Source organism: Rhodococcus sp. NPDC060090 (genome assembly GCF_042729855.1).
GTDB lineage: Bacteria > Actinomycetota > Actinomycetes > Mycobacteriales > Mycobacteriaceae > Rhodococcus.
The window spans coordinates 237,250-261,075 of sequence record NZ_JBHWXB010000005.1 but is presented as its reverse complement, the minus strand read 5'-3'; the positions used below and the strand labels follow the sequence as shown (position 1 = coordinate 261,075).

The window sequence follows — 23,826 nt, the reverse complement described above, 5'->3', positions numbered from 1 at the left end:
ACCGGACTCTCGAAGGAGCATTCGTGAAGGTAGCTGTGGTCGTGGGCGGAGCGTCGGGCATCGGCTGGGCAACGTGTCGTCTCCTGCATGAGCGCGGAGCGACAGTGGTGGTCGCAGACGTGAACGAGCAGGCCGCCTCCGAGCGGGCAGCGGAACTCGGCGATCGTGTTCGCGCACTCCACGTGGACGTCACCGAGGAAGCGTCGGTGGAGGCGCTGTTCTCGAGCGTCGTCGACAGGGAAGGCGCACCGGACACGGTGGTCGGATGCGCGGGGCTGTCAGCACTCGGGCTGATCACCGACCTCGGGTTGGACGAGTGGAAGTCAACGCTCGACGTCTGTTTGACCGGCGCATTCCTTGTACTCAAGCATGCCGGTCGCGTACTGCGAGACGGGGGAAGTGTCACCACCATCGCGTCGCTCAACGGTCGCCAACCGGCGTCGGGAATGGCGGCGTACTGCTCGGCGAAGGCGGGAGTACTCATGCTCACCGAGGTCGCGGCGCTCGAACTGGGATCGCGGGGGATCCGCGTCAATGCCGTGTCGCCCGGGCTCGTCGACACGCCCCTGACCGCGGGGGTCGCTCTGGTCCCGGGCCTACGGGAGGACTACCTGGAGAACATGCCGTTGGGGCGTGCGGGCGAACCTGAGGAGATCGCCGAGATGGTCGCGTTCATCGCGTCGGATGCGGCGTCGTGGATGACCGGAGCGACCGTCGATCTCAACGGCGGCGCCCATACGCGCCGTTACCCGGATATGCCCGCCCACCTAGCGGCCATGGCACCGGGGCCTCGAAGTCGATGATCCGTCGGCCGATTTCCATGTACAACGCATGGAACATGTTCTACATTGTGACCCCATGACGGCTCCCACCACCGCCATCATCGGCGCGGGTATCAGCGGCCTGACCTCAGGCAAGATGTTGTGCGACTACGGGGTGCCCTACACGTGCTTCGAATCGTCCGATCGGGTGGGCGGGAACTGGGCGTTCGGCAATCCGAACGGGCGTAGCAGCGCGTATCGGTCGCTGCACATCGACACGTCCAAGCATCAACTGTCGTTCCGGGACTATCCGATCCCGGAGTCCTATCCCGATTTTCCTCACCACAGTCAGATCAAGGACTATCTCGACGGCTATACCGACGCCTTCGGCCTACGTGAGCACATCGAGTTCGGCAACGGTGTCCGCCGGGCGCGTCGACTGCCCGGCGGCGGATGGGAACTCGATCTCGACGACGGCAGCACCCGCGCTTTCGAGTTCCTGGTGGTGGCCAACGGTCATCATTGGGATCCACGCGTGCCCGAGTTTCCCGGAGAGTTCACCGGTGACGCACTCCACTCGCACCATTACATCGACCCACGCACGCCGCTCGACTTCGCGGGCAAACGTATCCTCGTCGTCGGTATCGGCAACAGCGCCGCCGACATCGCAGTCGAGTTGTCGTCGAGGGCCCTCGACACCGAGGTGACATTGTCGACGCGGTCGAGCGCGTGGATCGTCCCGAAGTACATTGCGGGCAGACCGGCCGACAAGTACTTCCGCACACTCCCCCACGTACCGCTCGGATGGCAACGCACGCTCGCTCAGCTCGGCCAGCCACTGTTGTCGGGTCGTCCCGAGCGGTACGGGCTTCCGACCCCGAACCACAAGTTCTTCGAAGCACATCCGACCCAGTCCGTCGAGTTGCCGTTGCGGCTCGGATCCGGCGACATCACCCCCTCACCGAACATCGAGCATTTCGACGGTCGTACAGTCCATTTCGTCGACGGGACCTCGGGAGAATTCGACATCATCATCTACGCGACCGGATACAACATCACGTTTCCGTTCTTCGACCCCGAGTTCATCAGTGCCCCCGACAATCACATCGCTCTCTACAAGAGGATCTTCGCACCGGGTATCGACGACCTCGCGTTCGCAGGGTTCGCGCAGGCCGTCCCGACACTGTTCCCGTTCGTCGAATGTCAGGCGCGGCTGATCGCGGCATACGTGACCGGGCACTATGCGCTGCCGTCGCCCCGCACGATGGAACGCGTAATCGTCGCCGACCAGCAGAAGTTCACCGGCCACATGCTCGACCGACCACGGCACACCCAGCAGCTCGACTACTTCGTGTACGAGCACGACATCCGCACCCGTGAGCTGCCCGCGGGGCTTGCTCGCGCCTCCCGTGGAAGGACGTCATGACGTACACCCAGCTCACCTTCCGATCCGGGAACGACGACATCGACGCCTGGCATTTCGCTGCGCGCGGCGCGGCCTTCGTCCGGGACGGTCGCGCTCCCGTGGTCGTGATGGCCCACGGACTCGGCGGCACGAAGGATTCGGGGCTCGCACCGTTCGCCGACGCACTGGCCGGCGCGGGACTACAGGTCCTCGCATTCGACTACCGCGGTTTCGGGGCTTCCCGCGGGACCCCACGGCAACGTGTCGAGCCCGACGGTCAGGTCGCCGACTACCACGCCGCGATCGAGGTTGCCCGCTCTCTCGACGGTGCGGATCCCGACCGCGTGGTTGTCTGGGGTGTGTCGCTATCGGGTGGGCATGTGTTCACTGTGGCGGCGCAGGCAACAGTGGCGGCAGCGGTGGCGTTGACGCCGCTCGTCGACGGTGTCGCAGCGGGTGTCCTTGCCGCGCAGCACCATCCGCCGGCTGCGTTGGCGCGTTCCACCTCGGTCGGAGTGCGGAGCCGACTCCGGTCGCTTACGGGGAGAGCGCCGACGAGGATTCCTCTCGTCGGCCGGCCGGGCGAGGTGGCCGCGCTGAGCCTCGACGGCTACTTCGAGGATTACACGGTCCTCGCCGGACCGACCTGGCGCAACGAGGTCGACGCCGACATCGGCCTGACACTGGGTTCGTTCCGCCCAGGGCGACACGCGTCGGCCGTGTCGTGCCCGATGCTCGTGCAGATAGCCGACTTCGACCGCAGTGCGCCACCGCATGCCGCGGCGGACGCCGCGTTCCGGGCACGCGCCGAGGTTCGGCACTACCCCTGCGACCATTTCGACGTGTGGCCGGGCAAGGATTTGTTCGGCGCTGCCGTCGAGCATCAGATCTCTTTCCTCACCAGGCATCTGGCCGTGGAGCCGATCGCTCTTACTCCCATCACTGCGAGGTAGACATGGCCGACACCGTTCAGCAGGCACTACGTGAGCGGCTCGACGACGACACCACGGCGCTCATCCATCAGGGTGACGGGGATGGTCACCATACCGATGCCTGGACGTGGCGTGAACACCTGTCGCTGGCGTCGAAACAGGCGGCGGCGCTGTTACCGCTCGTCGACCGCACCGCACCGGTTCACATCGGCGCGCTGCTCGGCAATACCCCGGATATGCTCCTCGCGATCGCGGCGGCGGGGCTCGGCGGGTATCCGCTCGTCGGCATCAACACCACGCGGCGTGGCGCCGGTCTTGCCCACGACATCCTGCGCGCCGACTGCCAGATCCTGCTGACGGACCCCGAACATCTGCCTCTGCTCGACGGACTCGACCTCGGGAACGTACGGGTGATCGATGTGTCGAGTACCGAATGGGCCGACGCGGTGGCGTCCGCCGGCGCACTCGAACCGCTGCGTGAGGCCGGCCCGATGGATCCGTTCATGCTGATCTTCACGTCGGGCACCAGCGGTGACCCGAAACCGGTGCGGCTCGCACACATCATGGTGTTGTTCGCAGGCAACAATCTCGTCGACCGCTTCTCGATCACGAGCGACGATGTCGTATATCTGTCGATGCCGATGTTCCACTCGAACGCGATCCTCGGCGGCTGGTGCGTGTCGCTGTGCAGTGGAGCGGCGATGGCACCGGCGTCGTTCTCGGCGTCGGGACTCCTCCCAGATATCCGCCGCTACGGCGCGACGTACATGAATTACGTCGGTAAACCCCTCGCCTACGTGCTCGCTACCCCACCGCAACCCGATGATGCCGACAACTCGCTGCGGGTCGCGTTCGGCAACGAAGCCACCGATCGCGATATCGAGGAGTTCGCCCGGCGCTTCGATTGCGAGGTGTGGGACGGGTTCGGCTCGACGGAGAGCGCCGTCATCATCACCCGCGACGAGGGCACTCCACCGGGGTCGATCGGTAAAGGCCTCCCGGGTGTCGCTGTGTACGACTCGGTCACCGTCACGCAGTGTCCGCCTGCGGAATTCGATTCGCATGGCGCGCTCCTCAATGCAGACAAGGCCATCGGCGAGCTCGTCAACACGCAGGGCGCCGGCTTCTTCTCGGGTTACTACAACGACGACGCCGCCACCGACCAGCGTCTTCGGCACGGCATGTTCTGGTCTGGCGATCTGGCCTACACCGACGCCGACGGCTGGATCTACCTTGCGGGACGCACGGCCGACTGGATGCGCGTCGATGGCGAGAATCTTGCGGCCGCGCCGATCGAGCGCATCCTGCAGCGGCTGCCGCAGCTGAGCCGGGTCGCGGTGTACGGCGTGCCCGACGAGCATGTCGGCGACCAGGTGATGGCGTCGATCGTGCTGCGAGACGACACGTCGCTGACTCCCGACGCCTTCTCCGCGTTCCTCGCCGACCAGGCCGATCTGTCACCCAAGGCATGGCCGCGGTACGTGCGGATCGCTTCCGACCTCCCCACCACCGCCACCAACAAGATCCTCATACGCGCGCTGAAGGAAGCCGGGACGGCCGGCGACGCCGTGTGGACCTTCCGCGACGGCCGCTATATGCGCCCGAAATGATGGTTGGTGCATCGAAATATCCTTCGCCAACCATCATTTCGGGCGTCTATGTCAGCCGCCGAGCGCAGCTCCGGCCGGCCCCAGGTCGAGGAACACCGTTTCGCCGTTCGCGTCGTCGAGTCCGTCGTTGTCGGTCACGGCGTACAGATTGCCGTTGCCGGCAATCGCAACACCTTCGACCTTCTCCTGCACGTAGCCGCGGGTCGCCTGCAGGTCCGGCAGCAGGTCGCGCGCCAGGGTCTTGGGCAGCACCTGCGGGGTCTCGTCGGCCGTGGTCACTCCACCGTCGGTGGGGATGTCGACGCGGTAGATCGCCTTGACGCGAGCATCGGGTCCGTTGAGCTTGTCTCGTTCGAGAATCAGCAGCGCTCCGTCGTGGACGACGATCTCGGACAGGCCGATCCAGTCTCCCTCGGCGTCGGTGCTCTCGAGCTGATAGCCGAACCACTCCCACTCTCCGTTCTCGTAGGTGTAGCGGCCGATGCGGGCGATACCCTCGTCGTCGCTCTCGATTTCGCGCTGCAGCACCGCCCAGATCGCGTCACCGTCGACGGCCACGCCCTCGAAGCCCTGACCGCCGAGTCCGGCCGCGATGTCGTCGGGCAGTGCGATCCGTTCCTCGATGCTGCCGTCCGCCGCCACGACGACGAGTTCGTTGCGGGGGCCTTCCTCACCTTCGACAGCCAGGACGAATCCACCGTCAGGACGCGCGGAGAGGCCTTCCACGTCGAGTGCGACCGGCTCGCCGTTCTCGGTGATCGCGAGTTCGCTGTCGATCAGCGCGGGCGACTGCGATAGATCCACACCGAGGACCCGCGCCGGGCCGTACGCGATGTCGGTGGCGGTGAACAACCGGTTGTCGTCGGCCGGGTCTGCCGACAGTGCACCGAGAGCACCCCAGCCGAGGGGGACATCGTCGAGGTCGCCGGACACGATCGAGGGGAACGACGGGATTCCGGCGTTCTCCGCGAACGCGTCACCGTATCCGTAGACGCTGAGCGAGGCACGGACCCGCGCCTCGGCGTCGTCGGTTTCGGACGCGATGACGAGCAGTTCGCGCTCCGGGATCGGCAGGATGCCTTCGGGGCCGGGTGTCGTCGGCAGAGTCTGGACGAATTCGGGTGCGGTGGGGTCGCTGACGTCGTACACCGCAACGAAGTTGCTGCGTTCCGATGCCACGAGCACGGCCGGCCTGCCACCGATGTCGGTGATGGCCAGACCTTCGGGCTCGGGGCCCTTCGACTCCGCGCGGCCCTCGGTGTGAAGGCCGGTCCGCACTGCCAGCTGGGAGAACGAATTGCCGGCGTCCCACACGACGTCGCCGGTCGCGGCGTCGAAGATGCTCCAGCCGCGAGTGCCGCCCTTCCAGTCGCCTTCGTTGGCGGTGGCGAGGTGGTTGTCGCCGATCCAGCCGATGGCGTCGGGTTCGCGGGGTGTCTCCGGGATCGAGCCGGTCTGGTCGAGCGCGCCGTCCTCTGCGGTGTCGATGCCGTCGACGGAGACGGTTCCGGCACTGAAGATCGAGGTCACCTCACCGGTGGGTCCGTCGATGATCGCGATGCCGTTGTTCTCCTGCATCGTCACCGCGACCTGGCCGCGGGAGTTGATGCTGACGTATTCGGGCTCGAGGTCTTCGGGGGTGTCGAGTCCGGCGGTGCGGGCCTGCTCGACATCGAAGTCGACCGTACGTGCCGTCCAGGCGGCCGGCTCGCCGGCGAGGTCGATGAGCTGCATGAATCCCGTGGGTGCCTGCGGGAGGTCGCCTTCCTCGGCGCCGTCCGGGGTGAACTCCTCGTCGCGCTGGTTCTCCATCGCGATCGCCGCGAACGTGCCGTCGGGGCTGATCGCAATCGAGTCCGGCTGGCCGCCGAGATCGATGCTGTGCACCCGTGTGCGGTCGCCGACTCGCACGACGTCGACGCGCCCGGACGGGTTGATGAAGTCGCCTCCGCTGGTGTCGACGACCACCAGGACGAACTCACCGAATGCGACAACGGAGGTCGGCTGATCGTCGGCGTTACCGAGATCCACCAGCGAAAGCGTTCCCATACCCACGGGGTTCGCGGGGTCGCGCACATCGACGAACCCGATGCGTTTGGCTGTCGCATCGGTGTAGATCACGGTGTTGCCGTCGGGGGTGACGGTGGAGATCTCAGCGACGGACTCGGTACCCAGCGGCTCGTCGGCGGGTCGATTATGGAACACCGGGTAGGTCGCCTGCCGGTGGTAGCGCTCCGAAGCCGGGACATTCCAGTCGATCGGCGACGTAGCTCGCGGGGCCTCCTGGACAGGTTCGTCGGGTGTACCACCTTCGTCCGTCGAGCATGCGGCTGTCATCAATGCTGCGATGGCAGCGATCGCCGCCATGCGGCTTCGTTTCAACGTCGTCATCTGTCCTCTTTGTTCGTTTTCCATTGCGCGATCATGCGAGCTTTTCGTCCGAGGATGACCCGAAAGGGATGTCTGGATGAACACGGAACGACAGGCACATGTCCGGTACGCCACCTTTGCCGGAGGTTGTCCACAGGCGGCCGATTCATCCACAGAACCGACGGTTTCGACCGTCTTTCGTCGAAGCACCGTTCCGGCGTGCGGCAGGATCGCCTGTATGGGGGATCCACGAGTACTGACCCGAGCACAACTCCTCGCGTCAGGCCTTTCTGCCTACGAGGTGAAGCGAGATCTACAGGTCGGGGCGCTGGTGCCTCTGGCGCGCGGTGTCTACCTGCACCGCAAGGACCACGATGCTCTCGACGCCACCGGTCTGCACAGGGTGTGGGCTCGTCACATCGGCTCGACACTCCGCTCAGGAACCGCGGTCAGCCACGTTTCCGCCGCGATCCTTCATCGGGCGGATACCTGGAACGTTCCCTTGAAACACGTCCACGTGTCGCGTCCACGAGGACAAGGGTGGCGCCGGACCGGAGCAGTACACGCGCACGCGGTTGCAGACTTACACAAAGACGTCGTGTGTGTGGACGGGGTACCCGTCACGTCCACGGCGCGCACGATTGTGGACGTAGGTCGCACCGTCCCGTTCGACCGCGCCGTCGCCATCGGTGACTCGCTTCTTCGACGTGACCCCAGCGCTGGGTCGCAACTGTCGCATGTATTGGACGCCGCGGCCGGACTCGACGGCGTGGCGCGCGCCCGGTACGCAGTGAGCTTCCTCGACGGACGCAGTGAAAGCGTCGGCGAGTCCCTGTCACGGGTACGAATGGCCGCGTATGGAATTCCACGACCCGCGCTGCAGCATGAGGTAATGACGCGAGACGGTCGTCGCTACCGGCTGGATTTCTTCTGGGAAGAAGACGGCGTCGCGGGCGAGTTCGACGGACTCGGAAAATACAGCGATCGGCGCGACCTCGTCAACGAGAAGTTCCGCGAAGATGCCCTACGCGATCTCGGCCTGGGAGTGATCCGCTGGAACTGGGCGGAACTCGACCGGTTCGACGTCGTCGTCCAGCGCTTTGCCCGAGCACGATCAAGACAGCGCTCAATGGTGATGAGTGCCGAGGAATTCCCCGACACTCATCACCATTGAGCGCACTTACTCAAGCCGATTCGAAGCCGGGCAGGCGCGTTGGGGTCTCGATCACCGAATATTCCGACGCATCCCCCTGCACCACGCGGCTCTCGGTGCCGTCGACTCCCACCGGCAGGTCGCCCGCGAGGGTGATGCGGTGGAGGCGTCGGGTGTGGTCGCCGAAGTCGGCGATGCCGTAGTGCTGGGTGGCACGGTTGTCCCAGATCGCAACATCCCCGGGCGACCAGGCCCAGCGGAAAGTGTTCTCGAGTTTGGTGACCCGCGCCTGCAGCAACTGCAGGAGCGCGGTCGTCTCGGACGACTTCAGGCCCACGAACTCCTTGACGAAGTGCCCGAGGAGCAAGGTGCGCTCCCCTGTCTGGGGGTGCACGCGCACGACGGGATGGATCGTTTCGTAGGTGTTGCGGCGGAACTCGTCCTGGTACAGCTTGCGTTCCGCGAGTTCAGGATCCGTGCTTCCGGCATCCAGCTTCTCCGCGTAGTCGTACAGGTTCGTGTGCAGCGCCCACAGGTTGTCGACCAACGACGTCAACGCCTCCGGGAGCTGGTTGTAGGCCGCCGTCGTCGACGCCCACGTGGTTGCGCCGCCGTACGGCGGAATCGTCACAGCACGCAGGATCGAGGCCTTCGGGATGCGGTCGACGAAGCTGACGTCGGTGTGCCAGCTGTTCGCGGCGCCCTCGATCGGAAGGAGACGTTTGCCCTTCGAATGCACCGTCGGATGCGACTGCGTCTGCTGCCCGAGGAGACCCGCGAACGTCCACTGGCCCTCGTCGTCGAGATGTTCCTGATCTCGGAAGACGATCGCCTTGTTCACGGCCAGCGCGTAGCGGATGGCTTCGACGGTCTCGGACGACAGATCACCGGACAGTCTCACCCCATCGATCCTGGCCCCGATGTTCTCACCGAGCTTGGTGACCACGATTCCGCCGGCGCGGTAGATCTCCTCCGCAGTTGTTGCCGGGCGCTCGAGTTCGCTGAGTGTCATGTGAGGCTCCTGGGTCGATGTTTCATACCTGCACACAGACTTCCAACGCGACGGTGACGGGTCGACGGTTCCACTCACGCAGATCAGAACCCCTCGTGGCGGGGTACCATCAATGCCCATGCGCCCCTCGACGAGAGCTCTCCTCGCGACCGCCGCGATCGTCCTGGCATCAGCGGGGACGGCAGCAGCAGCGCCCGCACCGATCGTCGATGACAACGGCACCATCGTCGCTCCGAGTTCGACGGCAATTTCGTTCGCACACACCCCATCGGGTGCGCGCGCCGGTACCGCGAACGAACGCGAGTCACGGGCCGGTGTCTCCATCGTCAAGCTGTATCTTGCGGAATACGTTGTTCGGCACGGTGATCCGGCCGCCCGGGCAGACGCCGTCGAGATGATCCGTTCGTCGGACAATGCTCTCGCCGATCGGCTGCACGCGAAGTATCCGCAGGCGATCTCCACCACCGTCGCCGAATTCGGTCTCGTCGACACCCACGTCCCCGGTTATTGGGGTTTCGGCACCACGTCGACGCACGACATGGTGACGTACCTCGAAGCAAAGAAACGCACCGACCCCGGCTCCCCAGTGCTCGCCGCGATGGCATCCGCCCACGAAACCGCAGCGGACGGTTACCCGCAAAACTTCGGCACCGCATTGCTCGCCGGAGTGATCGGCACAAAGTGGGGCTGGAGCGACGATCGCGCGTTCCACGCGTCGGCGTCGTTCGGACCCGATTTCTCCGTGGCCGCGTCGGTGTACGGGTCGGCGAGCAGATTGACCGACGATGTCCTCGGCGCGTTCACCGAAGGCGAGCCCTCGCCCTCCGGCAACGGCTATCTGCTCGAGGACTGCCCCGCCGTGGCGTGGCTCGCCGGCGACCCTGCCCTCGGCGCCCCCGCGCAAGCGCTTCTCGACACGGTTCCGCCTCAACTGGGTGCCGCATTCTGCGGAGTGTGACGCTTACTCCACCGTCCCTACGTACGGTGGAGAACATGAGCACCGCATGGCAGAATCCCGACTCCGTGTCCCTCATGCTCGACAACTGCGCGACATGGGCAGTGGTGGGCCTGTCGGGCGACCCCAACCGGACCGCATACCGTATCGCGAAGCTGCTCCGCGAGCGCGGGAAGCGGGTTGTGCCCATCCACCCGAAGGCTCCGACCGTCTTCGGTGAGCAGGGCTATGCGACCCTCGCCGACGTTCCGTTCCCCATCGACGTGGTCGACGTGTTCCGCCGATCCGAAGCTGCCGGCGACTTCGCCGACCAAGCTGTGAAGATCGGCGCAAAAGGCGTCTGGTTCCAGCTGGGTGTGATCGACGAGGACGCCTTCGCGCGGACCATCGATACCGGGATTGCGATGGTCATGGACACCTGTCCCGCCATCGAGTGGGGGTCGCAAGCACGGGACTGAGACTCTTCTTATCCGCTGCGCGACAGGTGCTTTCCGAGCGGGTCCCCCGACGGATCGTCGAGACGCCAAAAGGTCCAGCCGTCGTATTCGGCGTCGTCGTCGCTGACGAATTTGGCGAGGGCGTTCGCGGCGGTGGTGGGATGGCCGAATCGGCGGCCCTCCATCGGACCACGGGTGATCTCGACGTTGCTGTTCTCCGGATCGAAACGCGCTTGGATCCGATACCCACCGAAGTCCGAGACGATCGCCGTTCTGGGGTCGACGAATTCGGGTTCGGCCGCAGGCTTGACCGCCTTCACCGGCCGGGTTCGTGGTCGCGACACTTCCTTACGATGAAGAGTGTCACGAACTCGGTTGAGGTTGAGCAGATCCCACCGATCGTGCCCGTGCGCGACACTACTCATCGGGATGGGATGGCTACCTGTGGGTACACGGCCGGGGCGTTCGGCGAGCCACAGTTCGACGTCCGAGGCAATCCCTGATTCCACCTCGTCGGATTCGACCATGTAGAACTCCGGGGATTCCCCAGCGAAATCTACGAACACCCAGTACGACGAACCCGTGGAATCACTGCCGGGTGTGCCGTCCTGTCTGCGAGCCATCCATTGTCCCCGGGTCGTCGAGCGGACGCGGACGACGCAACTGCGGCCGTCCACTCCCTTGACCCGTACGGCACGAGACCCCTTCAGCGGTGTCGCGCTTCCGCCGCGCTGAACGACATCGGTGACGAACGCCCGGACGCCCCGGTCGGCTGAGTCTTCCATGGGCCAACCATACGTTTACGTACCGGTTGTCGGAAAGCCCCCATACCGGTCAGCGAAAGGCATCGCCCTTGGTGGACAACGCCTTGACTCGATCGACGATGCGTTCCTGCAGCTTGGACGGGGTGCGCCAGCGCATAGCGAGCCTGTCGTAGTCCATCGCGTGCTCGGCGATGATGTCCTTCAATCGGTCGACATCGAGCGGGGCGAGCCTGTCGCGCAGACCCGCTTCTCCCCCATCACGGAACGCGTCGAACGGGTCGAACGGGCCGGGCGCACGCGTGGCTCGCCGCGCCGGGGTCTTCCTGGGCGCCGCAGCCGTCACCGCAGGTGGCGCTGTCTCGGCGGTGTGGCCGAGCGCACCGGCTACCGCGCTGGCGAACCTCTGATTGCGTGCGGCTTCGTCCGCAATCACCCGAACGAGTGCGACGAGCGATCCGGCGGCATTCGGAGCGCTGCCGTTGAGTCGGAGCAACGCGGCACCCGCCTCACCGATCTGCACTCGCAGGCGGGCATCGGGCACGCCGTTTTCGGAATCGATCACAGGTACACCTGCGCATTCATCAGGATTGTCTCGGTGAGCATGCGTAGGGCATCGAACTGCCCTGCGCCACCGTATTTTCGCTTGAGGGTGCCGTATGGAACGAACTCGGCGGACGCAGCGATCTGATTCGCTTCGGGAATCCAGGCGGGAACGACGTTCGCAATCCTGTCGTCGCGTTGGAGTTGCTCGATGATCGTGCGGTGCAGGCTCGATGCGCTGCGATACTTGGTGACGACCAGGCCGAGTTCACGAATCGAATGGCCGGTGCGGTCGGAGAACTTCTCCACGCGTTTCTGCAACTGCGGGATTCCGTATGTGGACAGGATGTCCGGAATCGTGGGGACGATGTAGCCGTCGGCAACCCGGAGCCCGTTGAGGGTGAGCATCCCGAGGTTCGGCGGGCAGTCGACGAGGATGTAGTCGTAGTCGCCGGCTATCGGTTCGAGCGCCGAGTGCAGGACTTCGATCGGCCGATGCGATCCGGGATCGGCATATTGCTGGAAGCTCAGGCCCTCCTGGATTTCCATGAGGTCGAGCGAGGAAGCGAGCAGATCGACACCGCGCACCGCGGTCACGGGTGAAACGTCGTGCTGGAGGGCCTTCTCGATGTCGAATGCCTCGGAGTCAGGGTCCACAGCATGTTGGAAGAGCGTGGCGAGAGTGCGACCGAGTTCGTTGAGTTCCCGCCACCGCTCCTCGCCGATCATCATCGTCGTGAGGTTGGTCTGCGGATCGAGATCCACGAGCAGTACTCGCTGACCGAACTCGGCCGCCATGAACTCACCCAGGGCGGCGGTCGTCGTAGTCTTGCCGACTCCGCCCTTCAGGTTGATTGTCGCGATCACCCGCGCCACCAGCGCACTCCTCCGAAAATGTTGCTACACGTCGCTGCAGCAAACTACACCGGAAGGCGGACAAAGGCGACGCGGGGCCCACTCAGTGTCCCTGCGACTCCACTGCCACGCGCTCGAAGTCCGCAATAGCCTGGTCGCGACCGACCATCGACTCCGCGGTTGCATATCCCGACAGCGTTACTGCCGGCTTGTGGTCGATCACGGCATTTACGACGTCACCACCCGAGGTGAACACGATAATCCCCTTGGCTTCGTCGCCCGGGAGCCCTTCCCACACCGCACCCTCGGTACCGAGCGAGCGATTGATCTCGCTCATGAGTAGCGGTGCGCTGAAGTAATACATCCGGTCCCACGAACCACTCTCGAGCCCGCCCGCTTCCGCAATATCACCGAGGCTCCGCTGTTGCCCCGATGTGAGAACCGAGTCGAACTCCGATTCCAGTTTCGGGTCATCGACCACGGTCACGGTGCCGCCGGAGCCGCAACCCACCAACATCACCGCAGCAATTCCGCCGAATGCAGCCGATTTCAATCCCCTGCCAAATGTCACTTTTGCCCCTCGCGTCACTTATGTCCCCCTCACCCGAACGCGACGGACGCTACACCCGAGCAAGCGGCCGATCAGTGGCGCAGATCACTATTATCGAAGCCGAATCGGACCTATACGCGACAGGCAATTTGGCATTGTGGCGATTCACAAATCTCGACGTCAATCCTTTGCTGTCAGCTCCGCAATGTCCCCGAGAAGCGCAGATTGCAGCACTCCTATCGACTCCGCAGCACCACCGAATTGGTCGCCGACGAAGTTGGTGTTGTCGGTCGAAAGCTCTCGCGAGCCGGAGCGCCCGACGAGATCGTCGATCCTCGCGTCGAGGCTTGCCGCGCGCTCCGCAACTTCCACCATCGCCATCCGACCGTCTGCAAATTCGAGGAGGTCTCCGATACGAGCGAGGGCCGCCACCCGGTCGAGAAGCTGGGCCCACACCGGGTCGAGCGCCGAGATCCGGGACTCGAGCCCCGCCCTGGCCGCGGGCGCTGTGTCGATCGCGTCTTCCAATTCGGCGAGCAGACCTCGAAGGGCGACCGCGTCGATGGCGATCTGGGTGAGCTCGTCGGTGAGGTTCAACTGCGTTCGCTGCACCGCGAGATGCTCCGAATGCCACGCAGGCGACGACTCGATCTGGTCGTACAGAGCCCCCGCGAGAAACAACAGGGTGTCGTAGCGGTCGACGAAGCGATCGGCCTCTCCCGGCACCTGCCGGGCGAGCACTTCGGCAGCGCGCCGTCCCGTTTCCGCTGCCGGCGTGCGCTCGGACCACCGGCTCAGGCGGTCGCTCGCGATGTTCAACACCGTGTCGCGGGCACGGTCCACCGCCGCCACAGGAATCGGGGTAGGCGTGTGCTGCAACGCCCGGAACAACGCTTCGCGCTGCTCGATTTCGACATGAATGCCGTCGCGGCGTTCGCGGCGCACGGCGCGCACGCCCTGCGCGTAGTGCGCCGGGGAGTGAACGATCGCCTGTCGTGCCGACCGGATTCGCTTGTCGATCTCGCTCGCGCGATGCTCGAGCATCAGCCGCGACACACCGGGTCGCTGGGCCGCGGCACGAGCGGCGAATCTCTCCCGCTCGTCGCTCAGGCGTCGGAGCTCACCGAACCCCCCGATATCCGGGATCCTGCGCGCGAGACTCCGACGGGCGGCAAGGACCGCTCTGGCCGGTTCGTCGAGGTGGCCGGACGCAATCGCAATCGCGGCATCGTCGGACAACGGTTCGCGGCGGCCGTCGATCCGGCACTGATCGCACCATCGTCGGACCTGGGCGGCGATACGCTCACGTCGTTCGAGTTCGGACTCGAACTCCATGGGAGCTCTCGACCGGTCGGGTTCGGTCATCGGGACCCTCCTCGGAGACTGTCGACCTCCACTGTTCCAGAATTTTCCGACAGTGGCCGGTACAGCGGTATCGCCAGGTTTCGCCCAGGGTCACCGCGCGAGCCGTGCGGGATAACTCCGACAGGCATTCCACTCGACCGAAGACACCGATGAGCTGCGGTGATGGATGTCACACGGAGAATCTCCGAAAACTGGGTACCTCCCGTCACCGGGTGCCGTCCAGGCGTCCAATCTGCGACGAATTACGTTGTCCTGCAACGTTATTTCCGGACCACCCCCGCAGACACTCCGGCCCATGTGCAAGTTACTCATCGGTGTTACCACACAGTACGTCCAACACCACCCGTTGGAATTCCGCCGCCGGTCTCAGTGGTTCGACCGGGAAGTCATGCCCCACAACACGTCCCGTCTACCAACCGGGCGCCACTTACCCGCTCCGGTCACCGGGAACCAAAACGTGACAAACCCTCATGTTTCCTCCATGCTGTTATCCGGACGGATCACCCGAAGCAGGGGGCGGCGTTGCTAGAACAGACAGCCGCGGGCTTCACGCAACGATCCGTCCGAACCGCCCAACGGCGCCCTGGGGCAGGGCACACGGGCCGGGGACCGACACGCATGCCCACGCCAACCACGAGGAGCCGACCGATACATGTTTCCAGCCGCGTTAGCAACCCGTGACGTGGGCCGAGCATTCGGTTGACCTGGCTTCCTCGAATGGGGTTGAGCTTCGACGAGCGCGGTATTGCGCACAACCATGGAGAACGGTGGCAACGAGTATGTTCAAACGGATCGCAGTGGTCAATCGGGGTGAGGCGGCCGTACGCCTCATCCGGGCAGTCCGGGAGCTGAACTCCGAGCACAACTACGACATCACGACGATCGCGCTGCACACCGAAGCCGAGCGGCGGGCCATGTTCGTCCGCCAGGCCGACGAGGGCGTCACCCTCCGACCGTCCACAACGGCCGCAACCCCGTACCTCGACTACGTCGAGCTCGAGCGCGCATTGACCGAAGCCAAGGCCGACGCCGTATGGGTCGGCTGGGGCTTCGTCGCCGAAGATCCCACATTCGCCGAGGTATGCGCCCGGCTGAACATCACCTTCATCGGCCCGTCCGCCGACGCCATGCGTCTGCTCGGCGACAAGGTCGAAGCCAAGCTGCTCGCCGAGAAGGTAGGCGTGCCCGTCGCCCCGTGGTCCGGCGGCCCTGTCGAGAACCGCGCCGATGCGCGCAGGCACGCCCAGGCCATCGGCTACCCACTGATCATCAAGGCCCGTTCCGGCGGCGGCGGACGCGGCATCCGCAAGGTCTACGCCGAGGACGAGCTCGAACTCGCCCTCGAACGCACCCAGGGCGAGGCCGAGCGCTCCTTCGGCGACCCGGTCGTGTTCATCGAGCGCCTCGTCACCGATGCCCGCCACGTCGAGGTGCAGGTCATCGCCGACAACCACGGCAACGTGTGGGCCCCCGGCGTGCGCGACTGCTCCATCCAGCGCAAGAACCAGAAGGTCATCGAGGAGTCCGCCTCCCCGCTGCTCACCAAGGAGCAGGCCGACGAGCTGCGTAAGGTGTCCGCCGACCTGGTCCGCGCCGCGAACTACAGTGGGGCCGGAACCGTCGAATACCTGTACCAGCCCGACCTGAAGATGTTCACCTTCCTCGAGGTCAACACTCGCCTGCAGGTCGAGCACCCGATCACCGAGGCGACCACCGGCATCGACCTGGTCAAGCTGCAGATCGTCGTCGCCGCCGGTGAGAAGCTCCCCGGCGACTGCCCGCCGGAGTTCGGGCATGCCGTCGAGGCCCGTCTGAACGCCGAGGACGCCGACAACGGCTTCGCACCCGCGCCCGGAACCGTGCAGCTGCTCAAGTTCCCGCTCGGCTCGGGGCTGCGCGTCGACACCGGCATCGCCCAGGGCGACGTGATCCCGCCCGACTACGACTCGATGGTCGCCAAGATCATCGCGTGGGGCCGCGACCGCGACGAGGCCCTCGCTCGCCTCCGCACTGCGCTGCGCGAGACCACCGTCGTCCTCGACGGCGGCACCACCACCAAGTCGTTCCTCCTCGACCTGTTGGGCCGCAGCGAGGTCATCGACGCCACTGCCGACACCGGCTGGCTCGACCGCACCGGCGTCGGCACGGCCACCGGTCCGACGAAGGTCGCCGACATCGCACTCCTCGCGACCTCGGTCGAGGTGTACGACGCCGACGAAGCCCGCGCCCGCGCCGGCTTCCTCGCCTCGGCTCGCGGCGGACGCCCCCGCCCCGGCCAGACCGGCACCCGCAAGGTCGAGCTGAGCTACCAAGGCCAGGGCTACGAGTTGCTCGTCGGACAGATCGGTCCGCACCGCTACCGCATCGGCGCCGACGACTCCGAACTCGAGGTCGACATCGAGCGTCTCGGCGAATACGAAACACGCCTCACCCTCGACGGACAGCGACACAACGTCGTCTCGATCGCAGGCCCGGCACACTTCCTCGTCGAGGTCGACGGCGTCAGTCATCAGATCAGTCAGGACGAAGCCGGGGTCGTGCGCACGCCAGCGCCCGCCGTCGTGGTCGCCGTTCCCGTCGCCGTGGGTGACGAAGTCGAGTCCGGTCAGACGCTCGTCGTCCTCGAATCGATGAAGATGGAGACCGCGGTCCGCGCGCCGTTCGCAGGTAAGGTCCGCGAGATCCTCGCGGTCGTCAACGGCCAGGTCGACGCCGGCGCTCCGCTGCTGCGCGTCGATCAGATTGCCGAGGAGACCACCACCGCGGTGGCCGAGCGGGTGCAGTTCCCCACCGCTGCGCCTGCATTGACCGACGACGCCGTCGCCGACGCCCACGCTCGCCTCGACCGGCTCGAAGCACTGATCACCGGCTACGACGTGTCGGCCGAGCGCACCGCAACACTGCTCGGCGAGTACGAGCAGCTCACCGCAAAGGCCGCGTCCTGCGACCTGGTGCGCGCCGAACTCGCTCTGCTCACCACGTTCGCCGACGTGTGCGAACTGTCGCGAAACCGTCCGACGCAGGACGAGGAAACCGGCGACGACAAGGTGCACAGCCCCCGCGAGTTCTTCCACGGGTACCTGCAGTCGCTCGACGTCGAGGTCGGAGGACTGCCCGAGAGCTTCCGCGGGCGCCTGTCGCGCGCGCTGCGCCACTACGACGTGATCGAGCTCGAGCGCACTCCTGAACTCGAAGAGGCCGTCTACCGGCTGTTCTGCGCGCAGGAGCGCATCGAGGCGCAGATCCCTGTGGTCTCGGCACTCCTCGACCGATGGCTCGAGCACGGCACCGGCGAGTCAGGTGTGTCGAACGAACTCAACGAAGTCCTCGACCGGCTCATCGTCGCCACACAGGTACGCTTCGCCGTCATCGGTGACACCGCTCGCAACCTGCGCTACCGCTTCTTCGAGGAGCCGGTGATCCGCAAGGCCCGCGAGCAGGTGTACGACGGGGTGCGCGGTTCGCTCGCCTACCTCGCCGAGCACCAGAGTTCCGCCGACTACGCGCAGCGGATCGAGACGCTCGTCGCGACGCCCGAACCGCTCATCGATCTACTCGCCCAGCAGATTTCACGTCCCGAGTCGGTTCCCGGACCGCTGCTCGAGGTGATCACGCGGCGCGCATACAAGATCCGCACCCTCGAGGATGTGGAATCGAATGTTCGCGACGGTCGCCAATTCGTCACCGGCAACTTCGACCTGCGCGGCACCCGTCTATACCTCATCTCGGCCGAGGCCAGGCACTCCGAGCTCGCTGCGCTGCTCGATTCCGTCGAAGATGCCGCGAAGCCTCTGCCGAGCACCGAAAACCTCGTCATCGACCTCTATCTGGCCTGGGACGACGCTCCCGTCGAAGCCGATGCGCAGGCACAGGCGTTGCAGACCGTGTTGGCGTCCAGGAAGGTCACCGCGTCCGCGCGTCGCGTGACGATCACGGTGTGCCACACCGACAATGCCGAGGAGCACGTCTTCACGTTCCGGCCCTACGAGACGGGATTCGCGGAGGAGACCAACATCCGCGACATCCACCCGCTCACCGGCCAGCGTCTCGACCTGTGGCGTCTGAAGAACTTCGACGGCACCCGTCTCCCCGCGAATCCGGATACGTACCTGTATCACATTGTTTCGCAAGAAAACCCGTCCGACGAGCGGTTCATCGCTCTCGCCGAGGTGCGAGACCTGACACCGCAGTTCGACGAGTCGGGCGTCATCGTGGGCCTGCCCGCCTTCGAGCGCGCACTCGCGAGCTCGCTCGACGGCATGCGGCGCGCGCAGTCGGCCCGCGGTGGTCGCCGCCTGGACGCCAATCGCGTCGTCCTGTTCGTCTGGCCCCTCGTCGACCTGACATTCGACGAACTGCGTCGGACAGCCCAGAACGCCGCTCCACTCACCGTCGGTGCCGGACTCGAGGAAATTACCGTCATCGGGTGGCTCCGCGATAATCCGGAGCAGCCTGCACGTGAGGTCGCTCTGCGATTCTCATACCGCTCGGGTGCCGGTGTGGTCGTGGGCCTCACCGATCCGCCGAAGGAGCCGCTCAAGCCGCTCGACGAGTACACGCAGAAGGTGCAGCGCTCCCGCGCCCGAAACACCGTGTACCCGTACGAGCTGATCCCGCTGCTCACCGGCAACGACGGCAGCTTCGTCGAGTACGACTTCGATGACAACCGCGAGCTCGTCCCCGTCGACCGCCCGTACGGTCGCAACAAGGCCGGCCTGATCGTCGGTGTCGTGACCACAGCGACCGAGCTGTACCCCGAGGGCATGACCCGTGTCGCGATGTTCGGCGACCCGACCAAGGCACTCGGTACCGTCGCGGAGGCCGAATGCTCCCGCGTCGTGGCCGCCATCGACCTCGCCGAGAAGCTCGGCGCACCCGTCGAATGGTTCGCGCTGTCGTCCGGTGCAACGATCTCGATGGATTCGGGTACCGAGAACATGGACTGGGTGTCGCGCGCACTGCGTCGCATCATCACGTTCACGCAGAACGGCGGCGAGATCAACGTCGTGGTCACGGGCATCAACGTCGGCGCACAGCCGTACTGGAACGCCGAAGCAACGATGCTCATGCACACCAAGGGCATCCTGGTGATGACGCCGGACAGCGCGATGGTACTCACAGGTAAGCAGTCGCTGGACTACTCCGGTGGCGTGTCGGCCGAAGACAACTTCGGTATCGGCGGCTACGACCGCGTCATGGGCCCGAACGGCCAGGCGCAGTACTGGGCCCCGAACCTGTCCGCCGCGATCGAGGTGCTCTTCGGGCACTACGCCCATGCGTACGTCGTTCCCGGCGAGCGGTTCCCCCGCAAGGCCGAGTCGACCGACCCGATCGACCGCGACGTGCGCGTCTACCCGCACGTGCACCCGTCGAGCGACTTCACCACCGTCGGCGACATCTTCTCGTCCGAGACCAACCCGGATCGCAAGAAGCCGTTCGACATCCGCACGGTGATGCGGGCCGTCGTCGACCAGGACCATGCGGTGCTCGAACGCTGGGCCGACATGGCCGACGCCGACACCTCGGTCGTGTTCGATGCGCACCTCGGTGGCCACGCGGTCTCCGTCATCGGCATCGAGTCGCGGGCGATCGCTCGTAAGGGCTGGTTCCCGACCGACGGGCCGGACCAGTGGACATCGGGCACGCTGTTCCCGAAGTCGTCCAAGAAGACGGCGCGCGCGATCAACGCGGCGAGCGGCAACCGTCCGCTCGTGGTCCTCGCGAACCTGTCGGGCTTCGACGGCTCTCCCGAGTCGCTGCGCAACGTGCAGCTGGAAAACGGCGCCGAGATCGGCCGAGCGATCGTCAACTTCGACGGACCGATCGTGTTCGTGGTGGTCTCCCGCTACCACGGCGGTGCGTTCGTGGTGTTCTCCGGAGCGCTCAACGAGAACATGGAGGTCCTCGCGGTCGAGGGTTCGTTCGCCTCGGTGCTCGGTGGCGCACCCGCCGCGGCTGTGGTGTTCACCCGCGACGTCAACAAGCGCACGGCAAGCGACCCGCGCATCGTCGAACTCGAAGCCCAGGTGGCCTCGGCAGAGGACGGCGAGAAGGCACGCCTCGGTGTCGAGCTCGCGTCGCTGCGGACATCCGTCCGGTCGGAGAAGCTCGGTGAGGTCGCCGCGGAGTTCGAGGCGATCCACAACATCCAGCGGGCCCAGCAGGTCGGGTCGGTGGACGCGATCGTGCCTGCCGCCGAGCTGCGCCCGCAGATCATCGCGGCCCTCGAGCGTGGCATTGCGCGAACCCTCGCGTAAGCACCCGTAGAACGAACGAAGCCCCGCACCGGAATGGCAGATCCGGTGCGGGGCTTCGCTGTTACATCTAGTCGTCCCAGTTGTCATCGTCCTGGTCGTCATGGTCGTCGTCGATGAGGTCGTCGCACCGGTCATCCCACTCGTCGTAGAAGTCCTCGACGAAATCGGGGACGGTGTCGTCCCAGTCTTCGAACCAGGCGTCGCAGGTGTTGGTGTCGATGAACGGAACACCGGACGGCAGCGCATTCGAGAGATCTGCAGAACCTGTTCCGTACGCCGTCGCGATCGCGGTATTCGGCGTCGTGGTCTGGGTCGGTCCGGTCGGGGAAGGATCAGCGACCGTCGAGATCGTGTAGGTCGACGGCGATGCGGTCGGTGCGGCCTCGTTCGAGCTCGAAAGCACGAAACCTGTCGTGCCTGCTGCGACCGCGGTCGCCAGTGCTGTGGCTGCCCACCAGGTGCGGCTCAGGGCCATGATCTTCTCTCCTTCGCGAGGGTGTTCCGTTCGGTGCACCCTTACTCTGACGCCCCTCGATGAGACGTCGATGAGGCGAAGATGACGATTTCTTCATCTCAGTCGAGCGTGCGGATCCATTCGACCAGAACGCGCGCAACCTCGTGCGGGACCTCAGGGATCAGCGCGTGGCCGCTTTCGGGGATGAGGACGGTCGTCACCAGGTCGGCGCCGAATCGGTCGATGAGCTCCGAGCGGGTATCGGCCGGGCGGAACACGTCGTCACCGGCCTGCACGTCGAGCAGAGGGGACGGCGCTATCGGCCACCACGACTCCTTGTCGGTCGCGGACATAGCGGCGCGCTGACAGGAGATGGCGTCGGGCCACCAGCCGTCGAGCCAGACCGAGGGGTCGTGGCCCTCGGCGAAGAACACCTCACGCAGATGAAGGAGACGCTCGGCATCGGTCAGTCCGAGATCGGAGCACTTCGCGACGCGCGCGGTCAACGACGACGGAAAGCGACGCGCGCCGGCGGCCAGCACGGCAACGCCTCGGACCAGTTCGGGACGGTCCACCGCCAGCACGCGGGCCACATAGTGACCGAACGCGTGTCCTGCCACTACCGCGGGTCCCGTCCCGAGGGTCGCGAGGACATCGGCGACATCGCCGGCGAGGTCGTGCAGATCCAGCCCGTCGAGAGGCCCCGTGCTCGAACCGACTCCGCGAGGCTGGGGACGCAGGGCGCAGAACCCTGCGACCTCCAGGTCCCGCGCTATCGGCGCGAATTCGTAGGAGTCGCGGCCGAGTGACGGTAACAGGACCACCGCCGGCCCCGTGCCGTTCACCAGCACTTCGAGTTGCGTTGGACCGGTGGAGATCATCTTCGTCTGTGTCACGCCGACCATCATTCCAGTCGGACACCTCACAACGGCATCGAAACGCGGGTCGCCGACACACAGCAGACTCGCTTGTGCCCAACATCACAGATTGTCGCAGAAATCATTTCGATTGGACCCGCATTACCACTCGGCCGATTCCGAACAGCATTCTTGGCACCGAGTGCTATCGGTTTGTGCACTAGATGCCACTATCCCCCACCCCGGTCGACAAATTCCCTGAAACACTGTCCACCAGCGCTTTTCGGTCGCCTGGCTGAGCTGTTCAAGATCATCGACAGGAGATCGCAGTCCGACCTGACCCAGAAGTAATACTGTGCGCCACAACAGATTCGCGAGCGTCCAAATGTTCACATCAGAGGAGACACTACGAACAAACACCATGTTCGTACCCAGGAGTAAGAAGCTGGAACCATTCACTTACCTTGCGCTGCATCGTGTTTAGTAATTCTGGTGATTTCGACGAGAAATCGATGGCGATACATTCCACATGACATTCACTGAGAAGTACTGCATCATTGAATGCGCAGGGAACAACGAGCAGGGGCGCTCGGCGCGGACGCAATGCAGGGGATAACTCGCAATCGCGCACTACCACACGACCATCGGGCATACGCAGCTCCGAAGGGCACGTCGCCGTGCCTGACGCGATCGCCGCCAGTCAGAGGAGACGACAATGACCAGCACCGCCGAACCCACCACACAGTCCTTCCAGGGCAACAAGCTTCGTGGACGCGTCGCGTTCGTCACCGGCGGGACCCGAGGAATCGGCTCCGCAATCAGCCGTAGCCTGGCATCCCAGGGCGCAACCGTGGCTGCGGGCTACGCACGCAACACCTCGCAGGCCGATCAGTTTCTGGCAGATCTGAAGGCAAACGGCCGCGATGACGCGAAGTACTCCGTTCACAAGGGCGACGTCGCCAACGCCGCGGATTGCCGCCGGACCATCGACGAGGTCATCGCTGAGCACGGTCGTCTCGACATCCTGATCAACAACGCCGGCATCACCATCGACCGCACGGTACTGAAGATGGAGGACGAGGACTGGGACACGGTCATCTCCGTCAACCTCTCCGGTGCCTTCTACCTGGCACAGGCCGCCCTTCGTCACATGCTCGAGCGTGGCACCGGCCGTATCGTCAACGTCTCGTCCGTCATCGGCGAGACCGGAAACATCGGCCAGGCCAACTACGCGGCGTCCAAGGCCGGCCTCTTCGGCCTCACCAAGACCCTCGCCAAGGAAGCCACCTTCCATCTGGGCAAGGCCGGTCTGCTCACCCCTGACAGCATCGGTGTCACCGTCAACACGGTCACCCCCGGATTCGTCGCCACCGACATGGTCGACAGCATCCCGGAGAAGGTTCTCAGCCGCATCACCGACAGCATCCCGGTCAAGCGCCTTGCCGATCCGCAGGAGATTGCCCGCGTCGTCCACTTCCTCGCTGCAGATGCCTCGTCGTACATCACCGGTCAGGTGTGGGGTGTCAACGGCGGACTCGATATGTGACCG

General features: G+C 65.3%; 18 protein-coding genes. 9 read left to right on the top strand and 9 right to left on the bottom strand.

Annotated elements, in window-relative coordinates; genetic code table 11:
• The first annotated feature begins 23 nt into the window (after positions 1-23).
• Genes ACFWCF_RS09415 through fadD1 form a run of 4 tightly spaced genes read left to right on the top strand, consistent with a single transcriptional unit; the run spans position 24 to position 4,708 of the window.
• Positions 24-803 (top strand): SDR family NAD(P)-dependent oxidoreductase, encoded by a 780-nt coding sequence (locus ACFWCF_RS09415; RefSeq protein WP_378560074.1) that lies wholly within the window; start codon positions 24-26, stop codon positions 801-803.
• 55 nt (positions 804-858) lie between these two features.
• Positions 859-2,187, top strand: coding sequence for a flavin-containing monooxygenase (locus ACFWCF_RS09410; protein WP_378560071.1), 1,329 nt, complete (start codon positions 859-861; stop codon positions 2,185-2,187).
• Positions 2,184-3,119, top strand: a complete 936-nt coding sequence (locus ACFWCF_RS09405; protein WP_378560068.1) for an alpha/beta hydrolase — start codon at positions 2,184-2,186, stop codon at positions 3,117-3,119. Before ACFWCF_RS09410 ends, ACFWCF_RS09405 begins: the two co-directional genes overlap by 4 nt.
• A gap of 2 nt (positions 3,120-3,121) precedes the next feature.
• Positions 3,122-4,708 carry a fatty-acid--CoA ligase FadD1 gene (gene fadD1, locus ACFWCF_RS09400; RefSeq protein WP_378560065.1) on the top strand — a complete coding sequence of 529 codons (1,587 nt, stop codon included), beginning with the start codon at positions 3,122-3,124 and terminating at the stop codon, positions 4,706-4,708.
• 51 nt (positions 4,709-4,759) lie between these two features.
• Here the strand turns inward: fadD1 and ACFWCF_RS09395 are convergent, their stop codons facing one another.
• Positions 4,760-7,099, bottom strand: coding sequence for an esterase-like activity of phytase family protein (locus ACFWCF_RS09395; RefSeq protein ID WP_378560062.1), 2,340 nt, complete (start codon positions 7,097-7,099; stop codon positions 4,760-4,762).
• Between the two features lie 217 nt (positions 7,100-7,316).
• On the opposite strand from ACFWCF_RS09395, the gene ACFWCF_RS09390 reads away from it, so the two are divergent.
• Positions 7,317-8,252: a hypothetical protein gene (locus ACFWCF_RS09390; protein ID WP_378560059.1), complete on the top strand. Its 936-nt coding sequence runs from the start codon at positions 7,317-7,319 to the stop codon at positions 8,250-8,252.
• A gap of 10 nt (positions 8,253-8,262) precedes the next feature.
• On the opposite strand, the gene ACFWCF_RS09385 is transcribed toward ACFWCF_RS09390, so the two are convergent.
• A complete protein-coding gene (locus tag ACFWCF_RS09385; RefSeq protein ID WP_378560056.1) occupies positions 8,263-9,243 on the bottom strand; it encodes a TauD/TfdA dioxygenase family protein in 981 nt (326 codons plus the stop codon).
• A 118-nt stretch (positions 9,244-9,361) separates the two neighbouring features.
• Here ACFWCF_RS09385 and ACFWCF_RS09380 point away from each other — a divergent pair, with 118 nt between their 5' ends.
• Both ACFWCF_RS09380 and ACFWCF_RS09375 read left to right on the top strand, forming a co-directional pair.
• Complete coding sequence (locus tag ACFWCF_RS09380) at positions 9,362-10,201, top strand: hypothetical protein (protein ID WP_378560053.1); 840 nt, start codon at positions 9,362-9,364, stop codon at positions 10,199-10,201.
• A 35-nt stretch (positions 10,202-10,236) separates the two neighbouring features.
• On the top strand, positions 10,237-10,656 hold the full coding sequence (locus ACFWCF_RS09375) for a CoA-binding protein (protein WP_378560050.1): 420 nt from the start codon (positions 10,237-10,239) through the stop codon (positions 10,654-10,656).
• An 8-nt stretch (positions 10,657-10,664) separates the two neighbouring features.
• Here the strand turns inward: ACFWCF_RS09375 and ACFWCF_RS09370 are convergent, their stop codons facing one another.
• From ACFWCF_RS09370 to ACFWCF_RS09350, 5 genes are all read right to left on the bottom strand, one after another.
• A complete protein-coding gene (locus tag ACFWCF_RS09370) occupies positions 10,665-11,420 on the bottom strand; it encodes a hypothetical protein (RefSeq protein WP_378560047.1) in 756 nt (251 codons plus the stop codon).
• 49 nt (positions 11,421-11,469) lie between these two features.
• Positions 11,470-11,961 (bottom strand): hypothetical protein, encoded by a 492-nt coding sequence (locus tag ACFWCF_RS09365; RefSeq protein ID WP_378560044.1) that lies wholly within the window; start codon positions 11,959-11,961, stop codon positions 11,470-11,472.
• A complete protein-coding gene (locus ACFWCF_RS09360) occupies positions 11,958-12,815 on the bottom strand; it encodes a ParA family protein (RefSeq protein WP_378488868.1) in 858 nt (285 codons plus the stop codon). The genes ACFWCF_RS09365 and ACFWCF_RS09360 overlap by 4 nt, the downstream gene beginning before the upstream one ends.
• An 82-nt stretch (positions 12,816-12,897) precedes the next feature.
• On the bottom strand, positions 12,898-13,365 hold the full coding sequence (locus tag ACFWCF_RS09355) for a hypothetical protein (protein WP_378560041.1): 468 nt from the start codon (positions 13,363-13,365) through the stop codon (positions 12,898-12,900).
• Between the two features lie 159 nt (positions 13,366-13,524).
• Positions 13,525-14,709: a hypothetical protein gene (locus ACFWCF_RS09350; RefSeq protein ID WP_378560038.1), complete on the bottom strand. Its 1,185-nt coding sequence runs from the start codon at positions 14,707-14,709 to the stop codon at positions 13,525-13,527.
• A 779-nt stretch (positions 14,710-15,488) separates the two neighbouring features.
• Here ACFWCF_RS09350 and ACFWCF_RS09345 point away from each other — a divergent pair.
• Positions 15,489-20,966 (top strand): carboxyl transferase domain-containing protein, encoded by a 5,478-nt coding sequence (locus ACFWCF_RS09345; RefSeq protein WP_378560260.1) that lies wholly within the window; start codon positions 15,489-15,491, stop codon positions 20,964-20,966.
• A 67-nt stretch (positions 20,967-21,033) separates the two neighbouring features.
• Here the strand turns inward: ACFWCF_RS09345 and ACFWCF_RS09340 are convergent, their stop codons facing one another.
• Positions 21,034-21,441: a hypothetical protein gene (locus ACFWCF_RS09340; protein WP_378560035.1), complete on the bottom strand. Its 408-nt coding sequence runs from the start codon at positions 21,439-21,441 to the stop codon at positions 21,034-21,036.
• A gap of 98 nt (positions 21,442-21,539) precedes the next feature.
• Complete coding sequence (locus ACFWCF_RS09335) at positions 21,540-22,301, bottom strand: alpha/beta fold hydrolase (RefSeq protein WP_378560257.1); 762 nt, start codon at positions 22,299-22,301, stop codon at positions 21,540-21,542.
• A 691-nt stretch (positions 22,302-22,992) separates the two neighbouring features.
• Between ACFWCF_RS09335 and ACFWCF_RS09330 the strand changes: the two genes are divergently transcribed.
• A complete protein-coding gene (locus tag ACFWCF_RS09330; RefSeq protein WP_378560032.1) occupies positions 22,993-23,823 on the top strand; it encodes a 3-oxoacyl-ACP reductase family protein in 831 nt (276 codons plus the stop codon).
• Positions 23,824-23,826: the final 3 nt, after the last annotated feature.

Coding starts and splice junctions, on each gene's coding strand:
- fadD1 (WP_378560065.1), top strand. CDS start 3,122: ATGGCCGACACCGTTCAGCAGGCACTACGTGAGCGGCTCGACGACGAC.
- ACFWCF_RS09395 (WP_378560062.1), bottom strand. CDS start 7,099: ATGACGACGTTGAAACGAAGCCGCATGGCGGCGATCGCTGCCATCGCA.
- ACFWCF_RS09405 (WP_378560068.1), top strand. CDS start 2,184: ATGACGTACACCCAGCTCACCTTCCGATCCGGGAACGACGACATCGAC.
- ACFWCF_RS09380 (WP_378560053.1), top strand. CDS start 9,362: ATGCGCCCCTCGACGAGAGCTCTCCTCGCGACCGCCGCGATCGTCCTG.
- ACFWCF_RS09345 (WP_378560260.1), top strand. CDS start 15,489: ATGTTCAAACGGATCGCAGTGGTCAATCGGGGTGAGGCGGCCGTACGC.
- ACFWCF_RS09370 (WP_378560047.1), bottom strand. CDS start 11,420: ATGGAAGACTCAGCCGACCGGGGCGTCCGGGCGTTCGTCACCGATGTC.
- ACFWCF_RS09350 (WP_378560038.1), bottom strand. CDS start 14,709: ATGACCGAACCCGACCGGTCGAGAGCTCCCATGGAGTTCGAGTCCGAA.
- ACFWCF_RS09375 (WP_378560050.1), top strand. CDS start 10,237: ATGAGCACCGCATGGCAGAATCCCGACTCCGTGTCCCTCATGCTCGAC.
- ACFWCF_RS09385 (WP_378560056.1), bottom strand. CDS start 9,243: ATGACACTCAGCGAACTCGAGCGCCCGGCAACAACTGCGGAGGAGATC.
- ACFWCF_RS09335 (WP_378560257.1), bottom strand. CDS start 22,301: ATGATCTCCACCGGTCCAACGCAACTCGAAGTGCTGGTGAACGGCACG.
- ACFWCF_RS09390 (WP_378560059.1), top strand. CDS start 7,317: ATGGGGGATCCACGAGTACTGACCCGAGCACAACTCCTCGCGTCAGGC.
- ACFWCF_RS09410 (WP_378560071.1), top strand. CDS start 859: ATGACGGCTCCCACCACCGCCATCATCGGCGCGGGTATCAGCGGCCTG.
- ACFWCF_RS09330 (WP_378560032.1), top strand. CDS start 22,993: ATGACCAGCACCGCCGAACCCACCACACAGTCCTTCCAGGGCAACAAG.
- ACFWCF_RS09340 (WP_378560035.1), bottom strand. CDS start 21,441: ATGGCCCTGAGCCGCACCTGGTGGGCAGCCACAGCACTGGCGACCGCG.